This is a genomic window from Flavobacterium subsaxonicum WB 4.1-42 = DSM 21790 (genome assembly GCF_000422725.1).
In the GTDB taxonomy this organism is placed as follows: domain Bacteria; phylum Bacteroidota; class Bacteroidia; order Flavobacteriales; family Flavobacteriaceae; genus Flavobacterium; species Flavobacterium subsaxonicum.
In genome coordinates, this window is record NZ_AUGP01000018.1 from 39,603 (window position 1) to 59,438 (window position 19,836).

16 protein-coding genes are annotated in these 19,836 nt (G+C 38.8%); 13 read left to right on the forward strand and 3 right to left on the reverse strand.

Annotated features, from left to right (window positions below):
* Position 1 precedes the first annotated feature (1 nt).
* The 7 genes from G509_RS0106285 (at position 2) to G509_RS21575 (ending at position 10,040) form a co-directional block, all read left to right on the forward strand.
* On the forward strand, positions 2-751 hold the full coding sequence (locus tag G509_RS0106285) for a hypothetical protein (RefSeq protein WP_026990733.1): 750 nt from the start codon (positions 2-4) through the stop codon (positions 749-751).
* On the forward strand, positions 748-3,627 hold the full coding sequence (locus G509_RS0106290; RefSeq protein WP_026990734.1) for a type I restriction endonuclease subunit R: 2,880 nt from the start codon (positions 748-750) through the stop codon (positions 3,625-3,627). Before G509_RS0106285 ends, G509_RS0106290 begins: the two co-directional genes overlap by 4 nt.
* A 106-nt stretch (positions 3,628-3,733) precedes the next feature.
* Entirely contained in the window at positions 3,734-4,402 is a 669-nt protein-coding gene (locus G509_RS0106295; protein ID WP_026990735.1) for a hypothetical protein, read from the forward strand.
* Between the two features lie 2 nt (positions 4,403-4,404).
* Positions 4,405-5,418 (forward strand): hypothetical protein, encoded by a 1,014-nt coding sequence (locus tag G509_RS0106300; RefSeq protein ID WP_026990736.1) that lies wholly within the window; start codon positions 4,405-4,407, stop codon positions 5,416-5,418.
* 338 nt (positions 5,419-5,756) lie between these two features.
* The gene (locus G509_RS0106310; RefSeq protein WP_026990737.1) at positions 5,757-8,321 is read left to right on the forward strand and encodes a DUF262 domain-containing protein; all 2,565 of its coding nucleotides are present in this window, start codon (positions 5,757-5,759) and stop codon (positions 8,319-8,321) included.
* Between the two features lie 391 nt (positions 8,322-8,712).
* On the forward strand, positions 8,713-9,351 hold the full coding sequence (locus tag G509_RS0106315; RefSeq protein ID WP_131450724.1) for a Crp/Fnr family transcriptional regulator: 639 nt from the start codon (positions 8,713-8,715) through the stop codon (positions 9,349-9,351).
* Positions 9,352-9,419: 68 nt separating this feature from the next.
* Positions 9,420-10,040 (forward strand): DUF1295 domain-containing protein, encoded by a 621-nt coding sequence (locus G509_RS21575; RefSeq protein WP_035738626.1) that lies wholly within the window; start codon positions 9,420-9,422, stop codon positions 10,038-10,040.
* Between the two features lie 112 nt (positions 10,041-10,152).
* Here the strand turns inward: G509_RS21575 and G509_RS0106325 are convergent, their stop codons facing one another.
* A complete protein-coding gene (locus tag G509_RS0106325; RefSeq protein WP_026990739.1) occupies positions 10,153-11,373 on the reverse strand; it encodes an alpha/beta hydrolase-fold protein in 1,221 nt (406 codons plus the stop codon).
* Between the two features lie 207 nt (positions 11,374-11,580).
* On the opposite strand from G509_RS0106325, the gene G509_RS0106330 reads away from it, so the two are divergent.
* The 3 genes from G509_RS0106330 (at position 11,581) to G509_RS0106340 (ending at position 15,212) form a co-directional block, all read left to right on the forward strand.
* Positions 11,581-13,434, forward strand: a complete 1,854-nt coding sequence (locus G509_RS0106330) for a T9SS type A sorting domain-containing protein (protein WP_026990740.1) — start codon at positions 11,581-11,583, stop codon at positions 13,432-13,434.
* Positions 13,435-13,533: 99 nt separating this feature from the next.
* Complete coding sequence (locus tag G509_RS0106335) at positions 13,534-13,854, forward strand: Imm32 family immunity protein (protein WP_026990741.1); 321 nt, start codon at positions 13,534-13,536, stop codon at positions 13,852-13,854.
* Between the two features lie 41 nt (positions 13,855-13,895).
* Entirely contained in the window at positions 13,896-15,212 is a 1,317-nt protein-coding gene (locus tag G509_RS0106340; RefSeq protein WP_026990742.1) for a flavin monoamine oxidase family protein, read from the forward strand.
* Between the two features lie 51 nt (positions 15,213-15,263).
* On the opposite strand, the gene G509_RS0106345 is transcribed toward G509_RS0106340, so the two are convergent.
* Both G509_RS0106345 and G509_RS0106350 read right to left on the reverse strand, forming a co-directional pair.
* Positions 15,264-16,013: a LytR/AlgR family response regulator transcription factor gene (locus G509_RS0106345; protein ID WP_026990743.1), complete on the reverse strand. Its 750-nt coding sequence runs from the start codon at positions 16,011-16,013 to the stop codon at positions 15,264-15,266.
* The gene (locus G509_RS0106350) at positions 16,010-17,824 is read right to left on the reverse strand and encodes a tetratricopeptide repeat-containing sensor histidine kinase (RefSeq protein ID WP_026990744.1); all 1,815 of its coding nucleotides are present in this window, start codon (positions 17,822-17,824) and stop codon (positions 16,010-16,012) included. Before G509_RS0106350 ends, G509_RS0106345 begins: the two co-directional genes overlap by 4 nt.
* Before the next feature lie 169 nt (positions 17,825-17,993).
* Here G509_RS0106350 and G509_RS0106355 point away from each other — a divergent pair, with 169 nt between their 5' ends.
* The 3 genes from G509_RS0106355 (at position 17,994) to G509_RS0106365 (ending at position 19,823) form a co-directional block, all read left to right on the forward strand.
* Positions 17,994-18,197, forward strand: coding sequence for a hypothetical protein (locus tag G509_RS0106355; protein WP_026990745.1), 204 nt, complete (start codon positions 17,994-17,996; stop codon positions 18,195-18,197).
* 19 nt (positions 18,198-18,216) lie between these two features.
* The gene (locus G509_RS0106360) at positions 18,217-18,411 is read left to right on the forward strand and encodes a hypothetical protein (RefSeq protein ID WP_026990746.1); all 195 of its coding nucleotides are present in this window, start codon (positions 18,217-18,219) and stop codon (positions 18,409-18,411) included.
* Positions 18,412-18,599: 188 nt separating this feature from the next.
* The gene (locus tag G509_RS0106365; protein ID WP_026990747.1) at positions 18,600-19,823 is read left to right on the forward strand and encodes a dipeptidase; all 1,224 of its coding nucleotides are present in this window, start codon (positions 18,600-18,602) and stop codon (positions 19,821-19,823) included.
* Positions 19,824-19,836: the final 13 nt, after the last annotated feature.

Consider the following 19,836-nt stretch of genomic DNA (forward strand, 5'->3'; position numbering starts at 1 on the left):
TATGAAAGAGATTATAGACATAATAGCATCAATAGAAAACAGCAATGTTTTTACTAACATCAAACCAACCGAAATATACAATGAAGGCTGGATGACGCGGTTATTGGTTTATTATTCTAAACAACAAAATATTACATTAAAGGAAATTGAATTTTCCAAAATAGAAAATTGGACTTCGGAAGCATTACTTTCCAGTCCTTTTGTGGGTGTTTCAAAAGCTAAGGAAGGCTATACTCATGCTGATATTGCGTTAGGCAATTTTGATGTAAATTATAAGCAAAATGGCGAAGGAAGTGGGAAAATAGTGGTAAATCCAAATGCTGATACCTTTGGCATTATTGAAGCTAAAATGGGAAGTCCATTAAGTTCATTCACAACTAATGCTGAAAATTATAATCAAGCAAGCAGAACAGTTGTTTGTATTGCTGAAAATACTAAATTAGATTGTAAAACTTTTTTCTATGTTGTTCTTCCGGCTACTAAGGCAGTTAAAAAAAACAGAGCCGGAATATCGATTAAAGATTTGGTAGCAAGTGAGAAAATCAAAAATGAAATACGCCAAAGATTTGAACATCATAATTTGCATAACAGTAAAAAAGTGAATGAAGATGAAATCCTTTGTAAAGTAGAAAAGTGCACGGTAGGTATAATTACTTATGAGGAATGGATTGAGTTATTTACAGAAGAAAAAATAAATAAAACTTTGAATGAGTTTTATGATAAATGTAAAACATGGAATAATATAAAATGAGCCACCAATCAGAAGCCGTATTAGAAAACAACTTAATCAAGCAATTGGCAGGTTTAGGGTTTACATCTGTAAAAATTGAGGATGGAACCGTTTTAGTGGCTAACCTAAAAAGCCAACTCGAAGTGTTTAACCAAACTACATTTACGGCTAAAGACTTTGATGCCGTTTTAAATCATTTGGCCAAAGGCAATGTTTTTGAAAAGGCTAAAACACTGCGCGATCGCTTTCAATTGGATAAAGAAGACGGCACCTCGTTTTACGTTCGGTTTTTTAATTCCGAAGACACTAACCAGAATTTATATCAGGTTACCAACCAAATAAGCCTGGAGGGCAGTTACAAAAACCGGTTCGATGTAACGCTGCTGGTCAACGGCTTACCTTTAGTTCAAATAGAACTAAAACGATCGGGAATAGAAATTAAAGAAGCTTTCAACCAAATCAATCGCTACCAAATGCATTCTTTTTGGAGTAATCATGGCTTGTTTCAATATGTGCAATTGTTTGTAATAAGCAATGGTGGTAATACTAAGTATTTGGCCAATAATAAATTACAGTCGGTTAAGCAAACGTTTTTTTTGGCAGATAGTGCCAATAAAAATGTTACCGATTTAACCGCTTTTGCGGCGGCATTTCTTAACCCAATGCATTTGGGTAAAATGATAGCGCATTATATAGTGATTAACGAAACGCATAAAGTGATGATGGTGCTGCGGCCCTACCAATACTTTGCTACCGAGGCGATTATAAATCAGGTTAAAAACACTAATGATAACGCTTATATATGGCACACTACCGGGTCGGGCAAAACCCTAACATCGTTTAAGGCCAGCCAGATTTTAGTAGACTTGCCCGAGGTACACAAAGTTGTTTTTGTGGTAGATAGAAAAGATTTGGATTATCAAACCATGAACGAGTTTAACGCCTTTAAAAAAGACAGTGTTGATGTTACCGATAATACGCAATCGCTGGTGCGGCAGTTAACCGATAATACTAAGTTGGTGTTAACGACGATTCAAAAATTAAACAATGCTGTATCAGACCGTTTTGCCGGTAAAATAGAAGCCCTGCGCCACAAGAAAATAGTGTTTATTTTTGACGAATGCCACCGTTCTCAGTTTGGAGAAACCCACGGGCGCATTACCAAGTTTTTTGATAAGAGCCAGTTAATCGGTTTTACTGGCACGCCCATATTTGCAGAGAACGCTTCAAAAAATGATTTTGGAAAACGAACCACTAAAGATTTGTTTGCCAACTGCCTGCACAAATATGTAATTACCGATGCTATTCGCGATCAAAATGTATTGCGTTTTGGTATAGAATATGTGGGCAAATACAAAAATAAGAGCAACACCTTTATTGATATTGAGGTAGAAGATATAGACCGGCAGGAAGTTTTGGATTCAGACAAAAGAATCAACAAGATAGTTGATTATATTATTGCCTACCACAATCAAAAAACCTTTAATAAAGAGTACTCGGCACTTTTAGCTGTGAGTAGTATTGATAATGTAATTCAGTACTATGATCTTTTTCAGGAAAAGAAAGAAGCCGGAGAACATGATTTGCGTATCGCTACCATTTTTACATATGGCACTAATGAAGATTCAGACGAGGCAAAGGATTTTCTGCCTGGTGACGAGGTAGATTTTGATGTTTTGGCAGAACCTCGAACATCTTATCAATCAAAACGTACCAGGGACAAATTGGAAACTTACATTGGTGATTACAACAAAATGTACAACACAAGTTTCTCTACCAAAGACAGCCAGCAATTTGAAAATTATTTCAAAAATATTAGTAAACGCTTAAAAGACCGTGAGAAAGAAAACTTCAACAGCGAGCAGGATCGTTTGGATATTGTAATTGTTGTAAATATGATGCTTACAGGTTTTGACGCCAAAAAAGTGAATACACTTTACATTGATAAAAATCTGAAGCAACACGGGCTGATACAGGCGTTTTCACGCACAAACAGGATCTTAGGAGAGCAGAAGTCGCAAGGCAATATTTTGTCTTTTAGAAATCTTAAAAAAGCCACTGATGATGCAATTACTTTGTTTTCAAACAAAGATGCAATTGAAGTTGTTACGATGCCCGATTATGAAACGGTAGCGGATAAGTTTGATGAAGCATTAAAATTGTTGAGAGAAATAACGCCAACCTATCAAAGTGTAAATGATTTAGAAAGCGAAGAAGATGAGGCGCAATTTGTGCAGGCTTTTAGGAAATTAATGAGAGCACTGAACGTGTTGCAATCCTATACCGACTTTGATTGGGAAGATTTACCGATTGATGAACAGGAGTTTGAATACTATAAAGGCAAATATCTTGACTTGTACGAAAAAGTAAAGCAAGACAATAAAAAACAAAAAACATCAATATTAGATGATATCGATTTTGAATTAGAATTACTTCACAGAGATCAAATTAACGTGGCTTACATCTTGAAATTACTGGCGCAATTAAAGGAAGCTAAAACTTCATCTGCCGCAGCTGTACAAAGGAAGGCTATAATTGATTTATTGGGTGGTGACATACAACTAAGAAGCAAACGTGAGTTAATTCAAAAATTCATTGATGAAAATATGCCTTATATTAAGGATGGTGATTCTATTGAAGATGAATTTGAAAAATTTTGGCAAGAACAAAAAGTTTTAGCATTAGGAAAGCTATGCGAAGAAGAACATTTAGATAAAGCTCAATTCAAAGCATTAATTGATGCTTATATCTATAGTGGTCGAGAACCCATAAAAGATGAAGTTTTTCAATGTCTGGACAATAGACCCAGCGTTTTACAGGCTCGTACAATTGGTGATAGAATTATTGCGAAGATGAAGGAGTTTGTGGAGGTTTTTGTTAGGGGGATGATGGCATAATTTTTTTAAAATATTAAAAATTCAATATAACAATCTATAGTGGAACCATTTCATAAAAAGTTGAATAAATAAAATAAACAGAGTAAAGCATTAACCAAATTATTGTATGAAAATTAAAATTACTTACTTAATTACAATCACGTCTTTGATATTATTTTCATGCGGTAGCAAAGAAGAGGAAAAAGGGATAAAAAAAGAGGTAACTGAAGCTAAAAAAGAGGGCAACTATATTTCTAAAAAATGGAAGAGCACTAAAGAGATATTTGTTGAGAGTGACTCTATAATAAGTGCTAGAAAGGCTTCTTATTTTGCCAATCAAAGAAAAAAATATCCTGAATATTTTAGTGTTCAAAAATGGTTTGAGTCAAACCCCAAACAATTATTAAATTTGAAGGGGGATTACTATAAAATGCTAAAAGGAGCTGTTTTGGATGAGGGTACAATCATTCATAAAGATCTGACTTCAAAAAGTGAATTTGGTACTTATAAATATTTATTTGTTACCGAAAAAGCATATTTTATTTACGATTTATCCTATGAAGATAATAAAATAGAGTATAAAAGTGTACGGAGAATTCAAAAAGGATTTGGTAAAGAACCTATGCACGACTTAATTTTTGACAAACATTTAGATTTAGAAAAAGAAGTTTTTCAAGGTGAAGTTAAACAAGATTTGTTTACCAAGAACGGACATCTCTTCTTTGAGTATGAAAAAAAGGTTAACGGAAATTCTGTGACTAATACAATTGATTTAGGAACTGAAAGAAAATTTTAATTATGAAACATTTTATACTTTACCTGTTATTGTGCTTCATATTAGGTTGTTCTAATAAAAAAGAAGAAAAAAAAGAAAATACGATCGGGAGTTCTTTATTAGGAAGTGAAATAGTTAAGGACACTGTCCTTAATGCAGATAACTATTCTACAGAGGCTTTAAAAATTTTGGAAGAACATAAGAAAAATTTGAAAACACTTTTACCTCAAATGATCTTAGCTGAAGTCGAAATTTATAAAAAAACTTTAGATCAAATTGAGAAAAAACCTGCCAAAAGTTACACTTTGGAAGAAACTAATTTTTTAATAAATCTGGAGCGTCACGGAGCAGGTATCAGCATATTAAATAAAGAAGTGGAATTGAATCAAATTTATTTCCAGTTATTCAATGAATTATCGCTATTGAATGAAAAATATAAAAATATTCTAACTCAACAGGAATTCACAGATTTTTATGATGCAGGGCCAATTGTTTTGGCGGAAGAAGTGATGATAAAGGTTGACGAATTAGTGAAAGATGAAAAGATAAGGATTGTTACAGAAGAAAGAAAAGAGAATATTGATATGGCTTTATCTTTCGTTGCAGTAATACCTGGAGCATCTAGTTGCAAAGGAATAGTTGGAGGATTAACGCAGGCAGCTAAGATTTATAGAAGAGGCGTTGATTTACCCAAATCGGCAACTCTTTTATCAAAAATACCTTTGAAAATAATGAATGCTAAGATTGCCAATTTTGTTTCTATAACCTTTAAAAATGATAAAATAAGGTCTAAAACTGCAAATGTATTAGGTTATGGCTCAATGGGAATTGGTAAAACAGCTTTTGTTGTAGACAAAGTTTCTTCATACTTACCTCCCGATCAGGCAGGAGAAATGTTTAAGGTTTTAGAGAATAAAATTAATGGAAGAATTGGTGATTTTTCAGATGGTATTCTAGCGGTTCACTTGCAAAGAGTCCGAGATATTATAAAAATCAATAAGGCACTTATTTCTGATAGTATGGACAAAAAGGTCTAATAAAAAATGATTATCCAATAGACTAAATCAACAGTGAGATTTTGACTGTGCTTTTCTGCGCAGTGATTAACAAAAAATATTTTGAGTGCAATATTTGAGTGATTGAAGATGACTACAATATTCTACCATGATCAAAATACCTTTCAAGGTGCTATAACATAATATATTTTTAAATGGGGAACACAATCGACTTCCATGGATTTGCCAGTGAGTCAAAGTAGTGCCCCCTACTATCTTGAATAGCTGGAAATCTAGGAGCCTTATTAACTTTTTTACTCCGTTTAATGAAGGTAATTTACTTACAAAAAGAACGGCAGTTACACTAAAATTCTCTATTTATGAATAGTATACATAAGCCCATATATAGCCTTCGAGAAATATCACAGTGGACAATAAATAAATCTGTTTCACTGCCGAATATACAACGAGGTTTCGTTTGGAAACCTTCCCAGATAGAAAACTTATGGGACTCAATATTGAGAGGGTATCCTTTAGGAGCTTTTGTTTTTTCTGTAAATGGTGATAAAGCTTTAGAACTATTAGATGGGCAACAGCGTTCCACAGCTATATGTTTGGGATTTGGCAATGAAACTTTTCGTCATTCAATTAAATCATTTAGCGTGTTTATTGATTTGATTGAACCCGATTATGATGATGAAAGGAAGTTTATTGTACGCGTAATTACTCGATCTCATCCTTGGGGCTATAGTAAGAATGATAATTCAAAAACTTTGAGCGTAGAGGCGATAAGGAATGCAATGAATAAAAATTACGGAGATTCAGACCCTCTCGTATCAGATTTGGACGATTTTTTTCCCGCAGACGCAAAATTTCCCTTACCACTACCTATTTTTATTACAGCCGCAATAAATAATCGAGATACTAGCGAACTGATAAGTGATATTCTTAACTGGAAACATTTTGAAAAAGTTAAATCTAATTGGAACAGTATAAATAATTTAGATGATACACAGGTTCTTCAATATGTTGTAACTAATCTTACTCGTATTTATGTTATAGTAAAGAAAAGTCTCGGAAATCAAAAAGTACCAGCTTTATACCTGGATTTAAATGATCAAACAAACAATAATATTACACATTCCAATGAAGAAATAGCTGATGAAATTGAAACAATGTTTGTTCGATTGAATGCTGGTGGTACACCCTTGACGGGAGAAGAATTAAACTATTCAATATTAAAAGCACATATTTCTCCTAGTACGCAAGAAAAGATAGAAGAAGCCTGTAAATTACTCTTTAAACCTTCCAGATTTATTACTATAGCATACAGACTTTATCAGCATGAGGATAAAGTAAAAGGAAGAGGAGATGCCCTTACAATGCGCATAAAGCCTAAACAATTTCAGAGAAACATTATAGGTGAAAAAAACGCAAAAGAGTTTGAAGACTTTCTTGTTCAGATAATAGGGCAAAAAAAATATAACAGGGAATCATTAATTGATTATTTAAAGAGCGTACTAGCATACTCTAATAAACAAACATATGCATTACCTTATTTATTATATAATAAATTGTCTGATGTAGCCCCGGAGCTGATATTTCTTCTATTATATAGGATTAAAAATAAGGGCGATATATTTATTTCAGGAGATAAAATTCATCGAAAGGCGTTGGGAATGCTATGCCTTATGTTATGGACAGGAAGGGGAATCAACAACAAGGATCATTCTAAATTACTCCAAAACATATGGTCACTAGCTGAATCAGAGTCTCAAATCGATTTTTGGTCATCAAAGACTATGGAAAGAGGACGAATAGATGATAATCTTTTAAAAACTCAACCTTTAGATGGTGAGGAGGGCATAAGGAAAATCAAAAGTTATAAAATTACTGAAGATTTTAATATTATAAAAAAGTATAATAATACTCCGTATGAACATTTTATATGGAAAGCTTTATTTAATAAAGATTTACTGCTTTATAGTCAAAGATCTTTTTTAGAAAATTTTTTTAAAACAGCCCAATATCAGCTTGATGACACAAATTTACCCTTTGATTGGGATCATATATCTGCTTTAAATCTAATAAAAAGAAAACAGTATATACCCGAAGCTTTAAAGAATTGCTATCAAATGATAGGTAATTTTAGGGCATGGCCATATGCATTAAATCGCATGGATAGCGATAATACGCCTGCAAGAAAATTGCGACCATTAGACAAAGGGTATCATTCAGAAAAAGAAATATTACATGAAAAACATAAATGGATAAGCTTCATAGAAAGACATCAAACAGTGATTAATCACATAGATCAATTAGATGATAAGTTATTAGAATGGTCGTTTTGTGAAAAAGAGTGGAATAAGTGCGAGATTGATAATATAAAATTAGATTGGAGGAAAATAGTAAAGCTTATAATGTCTAGGAATTTAAATATATTGGAACACTGGTACGCAGAACACTTCATAGAAGAACTTATCCCATCAGATAATTTGAGCATAGAAACTATGCTAAATAAACAACGTTGGAGAACGTTATCGAAAGATAACTATAAGCCTGTTAATGATATTTTTAATATGGAAGATGATGTGAACTGGTTGAGTTCTTCAATTGCTATAGGGACAAATAAAATTAATTTTTACTTATATTTTACCAGAAGCAATAATCCATTTAATTTACTTAAAGAAAAGGAAATAAAATTTGGAATCTATGATGGAAAAAATACGGTTATTAAATTAGCCAAAGGAGCACAGAACTATCTAAATAAGGAACATATTTGGGTAGAAAATAATTTTACGTTATTGTCAAATAGTATTAAATCTTACCAAATCTTAGGATTAGAGATTAAGGAATGGTTACAGAAATTATCGTTCCCAAATGATATAGAAAGTGAGCTGCTCCAATTTTTACACTCATGCTTTAGTTCTAAAATTAAAAGCTAGGACAGTTGCATTATTTTTTAAAAAAAACTTTTTGTTAAGTAGTTTAAATTATATTTGTATTATTGATGCAGTGTATTAGTCGATATAGGGCATTCATTTTTTGTGAAGCAGGAATGCTTTATATGGATAGAAAAGACATTTTGTGGCAATTTCATGGCAGTAATGCTTTTTGAGATTCTAAATACATAGGAAAGACAAGGGGTTAGCATATCAGTTCGAATCCCTCATCGCCCACCACTTACAAACTCTTCAGTTTTTACTGAAGAGTTTTTTGTTTTTATATACTTTTTATCCGACTCTTTTTTGATTGGTTAAATCGGTAGATTTCCTGTTTTTAGCCCTTAATATTTCACTTTTGGACTTTGTTTTCGAGCAATTTTGTGGCAATTTTATGCAGCTAAAAAAAATCGCGACAGAACACCCTAAAAAAGTAGCCGCAATGGATGATATTTTCGAAATTTATAAACAGGCAATTTTAAGGCTCTGCCCAAATTGTACCAACGCAGAATGGCATTACTTAAAAAGTGGCTTAACCGTTAAGCATTATAAAGCGCGTGAGCTTTTTATCGAGTGGGGTAAAAATGGCCACCAGCTTGGCTATATTGCAAGCGGACTGGTTAGGGCGTATTATGTAAACGATAAGGGCGTAGAGGTCTCGGTTATGTTTGCTATGGAAGGCGGATATGCTACCGATTATCCTTCTTTACTAGCCGAAACACCCAGCCGGTACAATTTTGAGTGCCTTGGGCCAACCACTATTGTAATGCTGTCTTACGGGCACATGCAGGCCGGCTACCGGCAGTTTGCAGGTTTAGAGCGCTACGGCAGGCTAATTGCCGAAGAGGTCTTAAAAATGCTGCAAAAACGCGTACAGAGCTTTCAATTTGAAACCGCCGAAGAACGTTACCTAAACTTTATAGCCCAAAACCCGGCACTGTTTAACCGTATTTCGCTTACCCACCTGGCATCCTTTCTGGGTATAGAGCGGCCTTCGTTAAGCCGTATTCGCAGTAAAATTTCCCGCGGTTAACTGCTTTGTAACATTTGTTACAGGCTGGCCCCAGGTAAGTATACGACCTTTGCCTAAAAACAAAGATCATGAAAACAACGGTTAACGCGGTTATCAACCTGCATAAAATTTTAGTGTCGCCCATAGTGCTGTGCCTAATGTGGTACTACGATAACTGGAGCCCGGCTGCATTTTTGTACCTTGGGCTGCATGGCACCTACACTTTGCTGTGGCTTATAAAACAAAACCTGTACCCAGATAAACGTTTCGAACAGCAATTGCCCCTAAAGGTTGGACTGCTAACGCCCTTTTTGCCCCTGGCGGGTTACTACCTGGCGCCGTACCTGCTTATATCGCAACATACCATTGTGCCCGCATGGGTGTATGCCGTGGCGCTACTTGTTTATACGTTAGGTATCTTTTTGCACTATGTAAGCGATGCCCAAAAGCATTACACCTTAAATCTTAAAAAGGGCCTTATTAAAGATGGCTTGTTCAGGTATACCCGTAACCCTAACTATTTGGGCGAAATACTAATATACGGTGCCTTTGCACTGGTATCCTGGCATTGGCAACCCTTGTTAATACTGGGAAGCTGGGTGGTGTACTTTTTTGTGAATATGACTAAAAAAGACCGCTCTATGGCACGCCATGAGGGTTTTGCGGCGTATCGTAAAAAAACGGGCAAATTACTGCCTAAGCTGTTTTAAGTTGTAAACTCAGGTGAAACTAAAAGGGGAAGGCAATTTTTTCGGAATCGGGATATACTATAGCATCACGTAACCTTCAGGCAACTTTAGGGCTTATTCTTACTCCACATGACTATTTCTTCAGCAGCTCATTTAGTTTTTTACGGGTATCGGCCACTTCGGCAAGGGTAAGGGCTTTTTTGTACAGTTCTATGGCTTTAACCTTATTGCCTTTTTCTTTATAAAGGTCGCCTAAAGAGTCGTAAACGTTGCTGTTTTCCGGGTAGTTAACGGTATTCATTTTAAAAAGGTATTCGGCTTCGGTATAATGCTTCATGCCCATTGCCTGGTAACCTAAAGAATTTGCCATGCCATCGGGCACCATTACTTTATAGCCCAGGTGTTTGCCCATTTGCTCATAATGCTTTTCTATGCGTTTTACTACTGCCATATCCAGTTTAGAAAAATCATCAGGGGTTAACTTCAGTCGGTAAAAATCAAAAATAAAGCGCAGGGCATCATATTGCGCTATAAGCGGAACGGAACCATGATCGTCATCATTATAATATTTGTAGTTGTATTTTCCACCTTTTAGTCCCCTTGCTTTTAAAACATCATTAAGCTCTACTATAGCCCTTATGTGCATGGTGTTTGGCGTGGTGTCTTTAGCTACATTGTTTATATCCATACCCTCGGGCTGGGTGTTGGCTGCCGCCAGATAAAGCGCCCTGCCGGTAAAATCCTGTTTAGCCAGTGCTTCCCTCGTTTGGTTTAAAAGCTTTTTATCATCCCAAAACATGCTGGGGTCTATGGCAATGTAGGCGTTAAATAGTTGGGTGTGGTGTATTAGCGTATTAACCACCATTAGCCCGCCAAGCGAATGCCCCACCAAAACGCGGTAAGGCGTAGTTGGGTAGGTAGCATCAATATAAGGCATCAGTTCTTTTTCTATAAAAGCGGTAAAATTCTCGCCACCACCAGAAACCTTTGCCATTTCGGGCGACATAAACTTCGCGTTGCCATTGTGGGTAGGGGTAAGGTCGCGTGTGCGGTTGGTGTTTGTTATGCCTATAATAATCATTTCGGGGCACAGCGAGTTGCCATTTACCGCGCTTAGCTGGTGCACCATACCGCCAACCGAATAAAAATGGGCATCGCCATCGAGCAGGTAAATAACCGGGTAGCGTTGCCCGGCTTTAGCACCATTGGGTACGTGCACCCATATTTTGCGCTGCTCATTCAATATTTTAGAGTTAATACTGTCTATAGTGCCAATTATAATTTTATTATCGTGCTGCGCCACGCATAGTGCAGAGCAAAAGAATATAAAAACGAGTGTAAAAATAGGTTTCATTGCGTTGAGGTGGTTTGGTGTAGTTATCCGGATAAATATAAGGCAAAATAGTATCTGATGCTGAGGTATGATCTGTACTAATTAATTAGTGTTTTCTTAAATCAAAATTGATTCAAAAACCAAATTTTACTGCAATTTGTATGCTTTTTTAACAATTAAGGTAGGGAAATTAAGTTGTTGCTTGTTTAGTTAAAAAACCAACCACTTATGAAGAAAACATTACTTTTTGCCTCGTTGCTGGCGGCAATGGCACTATCTGCTCAGGATTATCAATGGCAATGGGCCAAACGCGGTGGCGGCGTAAAGCTGTCGCCAAACGAAACCAGTATAACTTATAACTTTGATAGCGAGCAAATACTAGACATTGCTGTAGACAGCCAGAACAATTACTACTATCTGGCATTTATGACAGAGCAAAGCACAGAGTATCAAAACATACCGGTAACGGTATACAATTCGATTCCGCAAGCCACAGGCTCTACCGATATTGTTGTGTTTTCTACCGATTGCGAGGGTACCTTTAGATGGCTACAGGTTATAGGTGGCGGCAGTACAGACTATGCTTATAAAATACAATTAGACAACAATGGCGGCTTGTATATTGGTGCCAATGTTCTTAACCTGTCTAATTTTGGGCCGGAATACCTTCCGCCGCATTTTAGCGCCGATGATGCCCAGCCACTTTTAGACCCCAATGACGCGCAGCCACAAGAGGGATTTAAAACAGTGGCCCTGCTAAAATACAATACCAGCGATGGTGAGCTGGCATGGCGTGTAATGCCACAGGGCAACGTTACAAGCACGTTAAGGTTTGGTAGCATAAATCAGGTAGCGGTAGATTCAGATGGTACCGTACACACCCTTATAGGCTTTATGGCGGGCACGCACCTTAACGGTGCTATTACAGTGCCGGCAAGCTTTACAAACATTTTTAAATATTATATAGTTACCTACAATGCGCAGGGGGTGTACCAGGGCAATGTACCCTTGCCTGTAGAAGGTTACCTACTGGAAAACAATACCGAGTTTAGGTATGATGAAAGCCTGGACCGCTACTATATTGCGGGCTTTAGGACCAACGGAGATATTTTTATGCTCCAGCCCCTTTCTTTAAACGGAACAGAGCTGCAGGACCAGGCTTACGTAATGGCTTTTAACGGCTCGGGCACTAACCTTTGGGTTAAAGAAATAACCTCGCCGTCCGAGTTTAAGGATAGCCGCATTTACGACCTGAAAATAGACAGCGACTCATCGCTATACCTTACGGGCAAGTACTTTTTAAATGCGCCGTTGGGGGGTGTGGCATTTGGCGACTATAATTTTTCGACCTTAGTGCAGGGCAATGTGCCCTATGTGCTAAAGCTAAATACATCGGGTGCCGTACAGTGGATGACAACACCGTCGGGCTACACGGTAGATATTTTTTCAGGATCGCACTACAACTACAGCCTGGTAATAAACGGTAACGAAATTGGGGTGGCCACCCAGGCAACTAACGAAATGTGGGGCAACGTGTCTGTAAACCTTCCGGCAAACCACAGGCCAGACCCCGGGTTGCTTAGGCTTAACAAAAGCACAGGCGCGGCTATAGACTTTCATCTTATTCCGGGTATTGCAGGTTACGATGATGCACTTACAGCCATTACCGCAGATAATGATGGCAATTATATAGCCGGTGGTTATTTTTATTTCGATCTTTTTACCGATGAAGATGATAACGTGCCTACCCTTACTAAAGTTCTTGGTGTAAACAATGGTACCGACTTTTTTATAACAAAACTGGCATCGGGCCCCTGCGGCATACCGGCAGCAACCAAAGATATTAGCTATAATGAGGTAAAGGTTTATCCAAACCCAACTTCAGATATTGTAAACATACAATCAGAAGCAGCATTAAGCAGTTACGAAGTTATAAATATGTTAGGGCAGGTGCTTTTACAAGGCAGTTTCTACGGGTCGCAAAACACTATTTCTATACAAGGCTTTAATGCCGGCACATACATCATCAATATAAAAACCGCCGACAACGCCATTATAACACATAAAATAATTAAAGAATAACAGAGAGGTATTTAAGCATAAGCTAAAAGCTTCAGTAAAAACTGAAGCTTTTTAGTTTTTATATCTTAGCATTTCGATATAAATTATCCACAAGTAACTATGAGCAGCCACAACCCAACAATTAACGGGCACTTAGATATAATAGTAAGCAGCAACGAAGACGAATTTGAAGGCAAGAAAGAAAGCCGGAACGAAGTTTTAATTCACGGCAACCCCGAAGGGCTCCGCTCGTTAGCTAACCTCTTATTTCAATTAGCCGATGCCGACCAGGAAAGTAATGCCGATCTGCCCGTGGGCGCAAGGGAGCACGAGCATTTGTACCCCGGCTCAGAGCTGTCTAAAACTTCGGTAACCGTTATCGTAGGCCGTTTAGATGCCAAAGGTACGGGTACATTTTATGAGCGGTATAGTGCCAGGTAACTACAATTAAATAGTATCTTGCTTACCCTATCTCATAACAAATGAAAACTACTGATGTTATTATAATTGGTGCCGGTGCAGCCGGCCTTATGGCTGCCTACACACTGGTTAAAGCAGGTAAAACCGTTACGGTGCTCGAAGCCCGAAACCGCATTGGCGGGCGCATACACACCATAAGCAACAAGCAATTTTCTACGCCTGTAGAGCTGGGTGCCGAGTTTATCCACGGCGATTTGCCGGTTACGCTTAACCTGCTTAAAGAGGCAGGTATTGGCAGTACCGATGTTGGTTTTGAGATGTGGCAGCACCATAACGGCAAGTTTGAACAAAGCGATGAGTTTGTTGAGGGCTGGGGCAATTTTCTGGAAAAGCTGAACCAGTTAGAGCACGACATGCCGTTAAACGACTTTTTGCAACAAAACTTTAGCGCAGAAGAGTATGCTAGTATGCGCACCCAGATAGAAAACTATGTAGCCGGATATGATACTGCTGATAGTACCGATGCCAGTGCGTTTGCCCTTCGCAACGAATGGAACCACGAAGATGAAGATGCCCAGCACCGCGTTAACGGTGGCTATTGCACCATGATAAACTATCTGGCCGATACCTGCCGCAATGCTGGTAACGATGTCCTTCTGAATGCTGTAGCGCGGCAAGTTATTTGGAAAAACGATGCCGTAACGGTAACAACTACTAATGGTAATAGCTATGTGGCAGGCAAAGTAATTATTGCCCTGCCTTTGGGCTTGCTACAGGCCCCTAAAGATGCCGAAGGTGCAATTACTTTCAGCCCGCCGCTTGATGAGCAGGAAAAGGCCATTAACAACATAGGGTTTGGGTCGGTTATAAAAATATTGCTGGAGTTTAACGATGTGTTTTGGGAGAGCGATGCCGTTACCCAACTTACCGGTGCCAATTTATCTACTATGGGCTTTTTATTCGCCAATGATGAGATACCCACGTTCTGGACACAGGCTCCGGCCCATAGTCCGCTACTTACGGGCTGGCTTGGCGGCCCACCGGCGTACGATAAAAAAGATATGCCGGATGAAAGTATTATGCAGTTAGCCATAGCATCGCTAAGCCGGGTCTTTAAAATTGAACCTGAAGCATTACACAATAAATTGGTTGCCTGGAAGGTTGCCAACTGGACGGCCAAAGCCTACACCCGCGGCTCTTATGCTTATGATAAAGTAGAAAGCCCACAAGCCCGTAAAATATTGCTGCAACCCGTAGCAAACACCGTATACTTTGCCGGAGAATACCTGTACGATGGCCCTGCTATGGGCACCGTTGAAGCTGCCCTGACCAGTGGTAAAAATGTTGCTGAAAGTGTATTAAAAAACAAACAGTTATAATGCTTTGCGAGCCTTTGTGCCTTCTTTGTGCCTCTTTGCGTAAATAATAATTTACTTAAAATTCTTTAAAAAATCTTCTTTATACGTAGGCGATATCTCTACTTCGGCACCATCTTCAAGGGTAATGTAGCCACCTTTGTTGTAAAGTTTTACAAAGTTGAGGTTAACAATATGCGATTTATGCACCCTTAAAAACGGCAGGGGCAGCATCTCGTTAAAATGCTTTAAAAAACGGCAAGCCATTTTTTTAGACCCGTTGGTAAGGTAAAGGTCGGTAAAATTGCCATTGCCTTTCAGGCGTACGATCTCTTCCATTTTTACAATTTCAAACCCCTCCATTGTAGGCAAAATAACCTGTTGCTTCTCGGCTTTAGGCTCCCTGAAATTCTCTACAATAATCTTATTGCGGTTAAACAGCTCTTTGTTTATAACCTGTTGCTGCACCTTATTAACTGCCACAATAAGCTCTTCGATACTAATAGGTTTCAGCAGGTAGTAAGCGGCACTTCGGTTTAGCGCCTTTAACGAATATTCCGAAAAAGCAGTCACAAAAATGGTCTCAAAAGTTAGGGTGCTACAAGCCTCCAGCACATCAAAGGCATTGCCAAAAGGCATCTCTACATCCAGAAAAACCAGATGGGGCTGCAATTCGTGTAACAGGGGCACAGCCTCGCGGCTGTTTTGCGCTTCGCCTACAATTTCCACCTGCGGGCAGTATTTGGTAAGGTAGCTGCGCAGCACTTCCCTGGCGGCAGTTTCATCTTCTACAATAACGCTTCTTATTTTTTGAAAGCTCATCATGGTTTATTTATAATTGGGAAAGTAATTTCTACAATAGTGCCTGTTTCCGGTGCCGTTTTCTCGGTTACCGTAAAGGCCATATTGGTTTTATACAGCTCGTTTAACAGCGTCATGCGCTCTTTGGTATTGGTAAGCCCGCGCGAGTTGTGCGCCTTTTGGTTGTGCGTTTTTAGCTCGCCGCTTTTGGTGGGGCCAATGCCATCATCATCAATGGTAATCAGTATTTTTTTGCCGGCAAGCTCCACCGTCATTTTCAGCACGCCTCTTTCCTCTTTATAGCGAAGTCCGTGCCAAATGGCATTTTCCAGGTGCGGCTGAACGATCATGTTGGGCACCCAGATGGTATCGGGATCCAGCTTTTCGTCTACCTTAATCTCAAAACGGAATTTATCTTTAAAGCGCAGGTGCTCCAGCTCAAGGTATTTGGTTAAGTTCTCAATCTCATTGCCCAGTGTAACAAAATCTTTGTTGGAGTTTTCCATAGTGTTGCGCATCAGGTTAGAGTAGGAGGTAAGGTATTTATTAGCCTCAAGCTCGTTATTCTGGGCAATAAACTGGTTGACACTATTAAGGCTGTTGAATATAAAATGCGGGTTCATCTCCCGCCTTAGCGACTGTAAGGCTATCTCTTTATTCTTGGTTTTGATGGAATACAGCGCCTTAACAATAAAGGCAAAAAGCAGCAAAAGCAGCACCATAAAGCCCAATAACAGGTAGTTAAACGTGTTTTTACGGGTAATAAGCTCGTCTTTAAAACTCTTCTCGGTTTCCAGCCTGCGTATCCTTTCTTCGGTAACCCTAAAGGTCTTGGCATCGGTCAGCGACGTATCCGACAGGATAATGCGGTCGAGATTTTTAAAAAATTCCTCATACATTTCCATACTGGCCTTATCGTCTCCCGTAGCTTTATAATGGTCAATCAGCAGTATTACAGTCTCTTTTGCCTCAAAGGTTTTACCGTTGGCCGATGCAATTTTATACGATTCTTTTAAGGCATTTACGCCGTTTTCGGCATCATCCATCTTAAAATAAATCGAGGCAAGATATTGCAGTTGTACAATCTGGGTGTTGTAGTTTTTTAAGGCTTTGGCATCTTCCAACAGCTCTTTAACTACGGTTACAGCCTCTTCGTAGCGTTTGGCGGCAACATGCAGTTTGGCAATTTCGCTGTATATTTTAATGGCCTTTACAGGATAGTTCTTGGCCTGCCCCAATGCCAGCTCATAATTTTGCAGCGTAGCCGTGGTATCGCTGCCTTTTAGGTTAAGGGCCGCCAGTTGCATGTAGGTATCGGCTACTTCGGCTTTTTTACGTTGTTTATTGAGCAGGCTTATGTTTGCGTTTAGGTAGCTTTCTTCAATTTGGGGGTTACCCTGATTTTTTAGACGGTTGTAGTCGTTTAAGTTTAACGTCTTAGCTGTTTTATCTATAGCGGTAGTTGCGGCGGCATTATAGTTTTGGGCGGCAGCACGCAATTTACCCTGATGCTCCTGCACCCTTGCAATTTTGCGCATCATTTTTGCGCGGCCGGCAATATCGTTAGCAGCCGTATAAATTTCAAGTGCTTTAAATAAGTATTCCTCAGCCTTAGGCAAATCATCCTTATCATCAAATTCCTGTGATAACAGCTCGTAGTTACGGGCAATTTTAGAGTTATCGTTCTCTATTAAAGAGCGTTCTAAATCGGTGGCTGCCTTTTTTAAGTTGGCCGGGGTTTCCTTCTTTTTGGGTTCCCCGCCCTGGGCTTTAACTGCTGTCGAACTCAGTAAAAGCGATAACATTAGTAGTAATATAGCGGTAAAGCGGCGCATGCAGGTAGTATTAGTAATGTAAAGTAAATCAAATTTACACGGTTTTCCTATTGCTTTTACCAAGTCAAAGGCTCGTTTCACCACTTCTGCATAAAACGGCCTCAATAACCCAATACATTTGTATCAGAATTAAGATGTAAAACTAATTAATCATTTAAAAATATTTATCATGAAAAAACTAATCGTATTAACAGCCCTTGTACTTACTGCAACTTTTAGCTTAACAAGCTGTGGTAAAAAAGAAGAAACTGCAACTGAAACTACTACAGATACTGTAGTTACTGAAACTGTTGAAGCTCCTGTAGCTCCTGCAGCTGATACTGTAAGTACTACAACTACTGTAACAACAGACACTGTAACTGAGAAAAAATAATCTTTAAAAAATATTTATCATGAAAAAACTAATTGTATTAACAGCCCTTGTACTTACAGCAACTTTTAGCTTAACAAGCTGTGGTAAAAAAGAAGAAACTACAACTGAAACTACTACAGATACTGTAGTTACTGAAACTGTTGAAGCTCCTGTAGCTCCTGCAGATACTGTAGCTGCTCCTGCTGCAACAGATACTGTAGCTGTACAAAAATAATCAGTTATACTGTTATAATTTAGAAACCCTTTAGCGAAAGCTAAGGGGTTTTTTGCATTATATAACTTTTTTTGTTTTTTCTTAAAAAAAATAAAATTACTTGTTAAACCTTTTGCTTTAGTTGTAGTCTTAAATGCAATCAGTCGGCTAAAGGTGTTTTTCTTTAGGCCGTATAATAAACACACAATATGGGAATAGGTAATCAGCTATGGTCGCGCAGAAAATTTGTAACCACCCTAACCGGGGCAGGTGCAGTTATAGTATTAAATCCGCCCCTTATGTGGGCTTTTGAAAACGAAGACCCGCGGGTGGCTGCCATTGTAGCCAGAACAATGGGTATAGACACACACAATCATGTTGACGTTCCGCTTAACGCGGATGAGCTTCCCGGCCCAAAACTGGACCTGGCTGCGGAGATGAAAAAATCGGGCCTTTCGGCAATATGCGCCACCTTTGCGGTAGATTACCAAAAGCTGACCAATCCCGGCGATGCCTATAACCGCTTTATAAGCGGATTGGATGCTATGGATGCGGTGTTACAAAGCAATAATATTAAACGCTCTTTAAATTTAGCCGACGTAAAAGCGGCCAAAAAGAGCGGTACACCAACCATTATACAATCGGTAGAAGGATGCCACTTTTTAGAAGGGCAGGCAAGCAGGGTACAGGTTGCCTACAACCGTGGCCTGCGCCATTTAGGATTGCTGCACGATAATGATGCCTCGGTTCCCCTGGGCGATGTATATACCAATACCGCTAAGTATGGCGGGTTAACTGCATTGGGTGCTGATGTTATTAAAGAGTGTAACCGCCTGGGTATTTTAATAGACCTTGCCCATGCCAGTAACGATACCATTAACGCGGCATTAAAGGTAACCACCAAACCAGTGGTTATATCGCACACGGGCCTTGATACGCAATTGGGGCAAAACCCTTTTATGGCTAAAATGATGAAGCCAAGGCTTATTAGCAAAGAGCAGGCTAAAATTGTGGCCGGTGCCGGTGGTATTATTGGGGTGTGGACACATTTGGCCGAAACCCCGCTGGAATATGCCCAAAACGTGCGTGCTATGGTAGATGTTATTGGTATAGACCACGTAAGTATTGGTACCGATACAAAGCTAACCGCATCGTACAGGTCGCCTAACGATCAGGGCAGGAAGCCGGATGGCGATAAGCAGGGCCCTCCTCAAAATAAAGAAAAGGGTGGCCCCGAAGGTGGAAAGAAAGAAGAAGGCAAAGGCGGCGGCAGGGTTGGCGAACGTACCAACGAAGCGTGGAAAGACCAAAAGGTTGGCTTTTATTACGCCGTGGTAGATGCCCTGCTAAAAACAGGCTTTACCGAAGAGGATATTGCCAAATTTGGCGGCGGTAACTTTTGCCGCGTGTTTGATGCAGCTACTAAAGGATAACAAATTACAACAG